Source organism: Microcystis sp. M109S1 (assembly GCF_020247025.1).
In the GTDB taxonomy this organism is placed as follows: Bacteria; Cyanobacteriota; Cyanobacteriia; order Cyanobacteriales; family Microcystaceae; genus Microcystis.
Genome location: NZ_JADBRW010000349.1, coordinates 1 through 5,653 on the forward strand (window position 1 = coordinate 1; position 5,653 = coordinate 5,653).

Annotated in this window: 5 protein-coding genes; 2 read left to right on the forward strand and 3 right to left on the reverse strand. The window is 43.5% G+C overall.

All coding sequences use genetic code 11. The features are described from left to right. Positions 1 to 131 precede the first annotated feature (131 nt). The gene (gene argZ / locus IM322_RS17545) at positions 132 to 2,243 is read right to left on the reverse strand and encodes a bifunctional arginine dihydrolase/ornithine cyclodeaminase (RefSeq protein ID WP_286826286.1); all 2,112 of its coding nucleotides are present in this window, start codon (positions 2,241 to 2,243) and stop codon (positions 132 to 134) included. Between the two features lie 172 nt (positions 2,244 to 2,415). After that, complete coding sequence (locus tag IM322_RS17550) at positions 2,416 to 4,179, reverse strand: SWIM zinc finger family protein (protein WP_287676943.1); 1,764 nt, start codon at positions 4,177 to 4,179, stop codon at positions 2,416 to 2,418. 115 nt (positions 4,180 to 4,294) lie between these two features. On the opposite strand from IM322_RS17550, the gene IM322_RS17555 reads away from it, so the two are divergent. Then, positions 4,295 to 4,576, forward strand: coding sequence for a ParB N-terminal domain-containing protein (locus IM322_RS17555; protein ID WP_286826284.1), 282 nt, complete (start codon positions 4,295 to 4,297; stop codon positions 4,574 to 4,576). Positions 4,577 to 4,589: 13 nt separating this feature from the next. Next, positions 4,590 to 5,282 carry a helix-turn-helix domain-containing protein gene (locus tag IM322_RS17560; protein ID WP_287676946.1) on the forward strand — a complete coding sequence of 231 codons (693 nt, stop codon included), beginning with the start codon at positions 4,590 to 4,592 and terminating at the stop codon, positions 5,280 to 5,282. A 158-nt stretch (positions 5,283 to 5,440) separates the two neighbouring features. Here the strand turns inward: IM322_RS17560 and IM322_RS17565 are convergent. Beyond that, positions 5,441 to 5,653: hypothetical protein (locus tag IM322_RS17565; RefSeq protein ID WP_287676948.1), on the reverse strand; the 213-nt coding region annotated here is incomplete at its 5' end.

Consider the following 5,653-nt stretch of genomic DNA (forward strand, 5'->3'; position numbering starts at 1 on the left):
GGAATTGGTGGGTTACGCTTTGCTAACCTCGGAATTGGTGGGTTACGCTTTGCTAACCTCGGAATTGGTGGGTTACGCTTTGCTAACCTCGGAATTGGTGGGTTACGCTTTGCTAACCCACCCTACGGGTTTTAAACCGTTTCTACCAAGGGACGGGTTAATTTATCCAACTGTTGGGTTAACAGACTCAGGAATAAACCCACATCGGTGACAATACCGACGGATTCTACGGAACCTCGATCGCTTAATTTTGTCACCACGGCCGGGTTAATATCAACACAGACCATTTTTACCCCTGCCGGTGTCATATTGCCCACACCGATGGAATGGAGCATACTAGACAGCATGAGAATCATGTCTGCACCTTGAATTAAGCGGGAATATTCTTCCTGTGCTTTAATTAAATCCATCTCCGTATCTGGAAGCGGACCATCATCGCGAATTGAACCAGCTAGACTGAAGGGGACATTATTCTTGACGCATTCATACATTACGCCTTTTGTCAATACCCCGGCCGATACAGCTTTGGCGATGTTGCCGTGGCGACGGATGAGGTTGATAATCTTCAGGTGGTGACGATGGCCACCGCGTACGGGGATACCTTTCTGCATATCTACCCCTAAAGAAGTACCCATGATCGCCTGTTCCATGTCGTGAACTGCGATCGCATTCCCTCCCAGTAAAGCGTGAACGTAACCATCGCGGATTAAACGGGAGAGATGTTGCGCTCCTCCGGTGTGAATGACCACTGGACCTGCCGTTACCACCACTTTACCGCCTTGGTCGCGAATTTTACGCATTTCCCAGGCAATCTGCTCCACGGTTAACTCGACTCGGCGCTCGCTGGAAACCCCCGCACCCATAAAGGTAAATTCCTGGGTGCTGTTGCGTTGTTCCCGGGATTCCGCCTGTCGGATAGTACGGATGCCCTCAACTCCCACCATAACGCGATCGCCAGCTTTTAAATCCCGCAGGAGAGTACATTTCGCCGTTTTGCCTTCCGGACCTTCAGCGACGACGATGGCTGCATCCATGCGTTGATTTTCCACCCGCACCCATTCACAATTCACCCGCACTTCCGTGGGATAGATGGTGCTGACATAAAAATCATCGGGAGCGACCCCATCTTGTGTCACCACTGCGGTATTGACATCACAGATTTCTTGGGGACGAGCGGCCGCACCGAGGTCGATCAATTGTACCATGATCTCCTCCATTACCTCGTGGGAGGGTGCAGAAACGCGCACTTCTGCTGAGGAGGTACTTTGGCGCTCAATCCCTAAAGTGAAGTTTAAAACCTTGAAACTGCCGCCATTTCCTACCACAACATCGAGAGCTTTATTCATAATTCCCGCGTCGAGGAGATGACCTTCTAACTGGAGAATGCGACTTTCAATGGTGACATTAGCGCGATGGTCTGGAATTAAGGGTTCCGTGGTACGCAGGGTTAAACATTTAGCGGCTCCTCCTGCTTTTAAGAATTCCGTCAGGGGAGTTTGTACCACTTCAAAGCCTTTTGCTGCTAACTTATATTGTAAATCGTCACTAATTTTATTCATGACGATTACTTGACCGATATTCACGGCATTACAAGCAAAGTTAACCGCATCGGCTTCTTCAACGATAATGCGTTTTTCTTCGGGAATTTTTAACTCAATTAACCGATTTGAATAGGCATCAAAAGCATCGGGATAGTAGAGAAGATAGCCACCACTAAGGGGACAAAAACAGGTATCAAGGTGATAGAAACGTTCATCGATTAAACGTAGGGATAAAACCTCGATATCGAGCCATTTAGCGATTAAAGGGTGGGAATCTAACTCGGTTCTGAAGCCATATCCTGCCCATAACCAACGTCCTTCCCGATCTAATAATGCGTCTCCTGCACCTTCAAAGGGTAAATCTTTTGGCAGTTCATGAACCGTAAAACCGTTATCTTCAAACCACTGTTTAAAATAGGGTTCTTCTCCCTGTCTTTCTTTGTGCAAAAAGCGACTTAAAACGACAGTTTTTTCCAGAACTAAACCTGCATTAGCGGTAAAAACCATGTCAGGCCAGCCTTTTTCTGGTGTGACTAAATCCACGAGCGCCCGATCTTTGAGAATATGATAAAGCTGCTGCCATTGTTGCCTAGCTTTTTCCTGGGAAGATTTGTGAATGTTGCCCTCCATCCAAGGATTAATCACATAATCCACATCGTAATGATCGGGAGAACACATCAAAAAGCGAATAGTTTCAGTCATATTTTTTGACAATGAATATTCAGTATAAGTAGTCTGGAGATAAGTTTAGACCAATCTTCTATTATACTCTACTTTGCGTCGAAACATCACAGACTTAAGATTAGGACAATTCCTCTGCCACAAGCTAAAAACAGCCCTGTTTTAGCCGATAACTGACGGCTACAAGCTTAAATTATTGTAAATCCTGATATTTGAATAACCCCATAAATTTCGATTTGCGTCCGTGTTCCTTAATTAAACTTTCCCGATAAGTTTGCCATTCTTCCCGTCTTCCCGACATATAAAAGGCATTACGAGCTTTTTTTAGCCATTTAATCGCTTCTTCGTAGCGATCAGCCTTTTTTTCGTCTAGTATCTTTTCCGCAGGAGGACGTGCGTGATCGATTACCCAGTTAGGATCGACGCTAGCAGCCGCATCCATTATCCGCCAAATTAGGTGAGACTGCACATAGGAATTACCAGAAACCACTTCAATTGCATCTCTAACTAAATTTTCGTGGAGAAATATATCAATTTTAGCCTCTGTGGAACGTCCACCGCTAAACTCGCGCAAGTAATCTAACAAGTCTAATTTTAAATCGGGCCAATCTTCCCCAGCTAAAGACTCAATTTTTTGGTAATGGGAAAAGTAAGGTTGGTCTTGAAATGCCTTAATTCTAGCAGCCAAAGCTATATCTATATCCCCTAAAGATTGCGCTAGTTCACTTGTCCAGAGAGCTAATTGATAATAATAATTCCCTGGCAAATTTAGACCAATCTGGGCAATTATTAGAGCGGATTCTGGAGCGGATTCATCCCGTAAAGCTTTGGCAAAAAAGAAAGCTTCATCGTTCTTAGTTATCATATTTTTGGCCGCTGCCATCGCTGCATCAATGCGATCGAGATAGACTAACTTAGTTAGGTATTCTATCACTTGTCCTGAAGCTAAAGCTAGATTCAAATACTCCTGATCTTTTTCCTGTTTCTCGAAAATTTCTAAGCGAATAGAAGTTAATGTTTGGGCATAATCGGGGATATTCTCTGACCACATTTCTGAAAAATTAGCCGATTCTCCTCGTAAAATATTCTCTAAAACTGGATCGTCCCATCCCTGTTGTAAGGCTGCTAAACTCATCTCAAAATCGGCACTCCATTCATGCTGCCATTGCTCGATCTTTTCCCTTAAATCTTGCTTTTCTTGGGGATTAAATTCTTTACTTAAAATTGATGCAGTTAAAACCCGATCGATTCTGGCACTTAAATCATCATTAACAGCACCGTAATCTTCTAAATTATCCCATTCCTCGATACAGGCACTAATAATTGCTTCTAAAATAGCGATCGCATTATCCGGTTCTCCCTTTTGATAATAATCTTTGGCCTCATCCACTAGGGCATAAATTTCATCAGAAATTGGATCTTCTTCGTAGTAATCTTCTTCGATCGCTCGCAGGGATTGCCGCAGTTCATTACGGACAGTATTACGATAAGCTTTGACATTAATAGTTATCTTCCCTCCCGCTTTATTAACTGGGGTAGCTGGAAATAAAAATTTATCAATTGTCTCGATAATTTCTGGGTGTTTAGCCACTAAATGATTAAGCAATTTTCTTAAATTACTTTCATCGATCGGTGTCACTAACTCCTCTAGAGAAGCTTTTTTGATAATTAATTCCGGTTGACGAGAACAGGTTAATAAAACCGCCACAATATGCTTACACCAACCTTCGTAATCGTAGGGACAGGAACAGCAGACATTCTCAAGATTATCTTGGTTAAAATCCATGGCAACTCGATAGGGTTTAACCTCACTACCACTCACTAAAGCTTGCAGATTTTGCCCCCGTTGCCAAAGAGAAATAACTGCACCGTTATCGTAATAATATTGACCGCGCTGATAGGAAGCATTGGTGCTATTTTGCTGGATAATTTTTTCATTGATAGGAGGAATAGTCATAGTCAGAAAAGGAGAGGATTGGGTGATAGAATCTTGTCTGTGGCCAGAAAACTATCGGCAGCGAGGCAGACCACTGCATCAGCAACCGAGTCAACTTATCTTCAGTTTAGCCTAAATGTGCTATAGTGAAGACACTATGGAAATTAAAAACATTCCTCTGTCCCAAATTCGTCGTCCTTTACCGCGACAAACCGATCCCGAAAAAGTTAATCAGTTGATGCAATCGATCGCTGAGGAGGGATTACGAGAACCGATCGATGTTTTGGAGGTGGATGGTAACTACTACGGTTTTTCCGGTTGCCATCGCTTTGCAGCTCATCAGCGTCTCGGTAAAGAAACAATTCTCTGTCTAGTTCGTCGCGCTCCTAAATCCGTTTTAGCTAAACACATCGCTTAAGCTGAGAAGTCCCATGAATGAGTCCCTATATAAATATCATCGGCAAAAATTAGAGCAGTTAATGGCAGAAATTGGCTGTAAAAATCTGGAAGAATTGAGTCGGTTATCGGGTCTATCTTCTTGGCAATTGCAGAGAGTTCGCCATGGCTTAATCTCCAAATTATCCTCTGAATCTTTGGTGAAATTAGCTAATGCGCTGCAGCTGCCAGTTAGCGATCTCCTCGCTCATTTTCAAATCCCGACGATGGGGACAGAGTATCGTTCAGGGGAATCAAAAATTATCGAACAAGAGTATCAAAATTTACAGCAAAAATTAGACCAGCAAAAAGAAGAATTAGCCGCAGAATTTCAACGTCAAAGCATCGAAGCGATCGAATCTTGGTTAGTTCAATGGCCCACGGCCGAGGCCGTTGCCCGCAAAAATCCCAACCTAGCAGCCGTCAAAATCCTCTCCCTAGTTAAACCGATTATGCAGTTACTGGAGCGCTGGGGAGTGCAACCAATTGACAGTGTCGGTGATCATGTCGGTTACGATCCGCAAATCCATCAATTGATCGATGGTCAAGCAGCAATTGGTACACCCGTTATAGTTCGTTATCGGGGCTATCGTCATGGGGAAAAACTACTTTATCGTGCTAGAGTGAGTTTAATTAAAGTAGAAATGCCGGAAATTCAACCAGCAGAAACAGAAAATGTCACCGCTTAAAGTGATAATTCTTGCAGAGCTTTAGTGCCGCGAAAACGTCTTCGGAGAAGTTCTCTGAAAACGCTATCGATAATCGATCGCAAAAGCAAAGAAAATTTTTCCAGCATCTTGACAAATTTGCTTATATGTGCTGGGGAAAATTCCCCCATGGTCTGCTTTTATCTCATCGGTAAAGATTGCAATCCAAAACAGAGACCTTGACAGACTCTTGCTAGGAAATTTAAGTAGCCGTAGGTTGGGTTGAGCAATAATAACTCTTGTCTGTCAAATATTAGCGACGCTTGAGCGAAACCCAACCACACCAATGTCGTCAATAATGTTGGGTTTCTAACTGGGATTGGTGCGTTAGCGTTAGCGTAACGCACCCTACA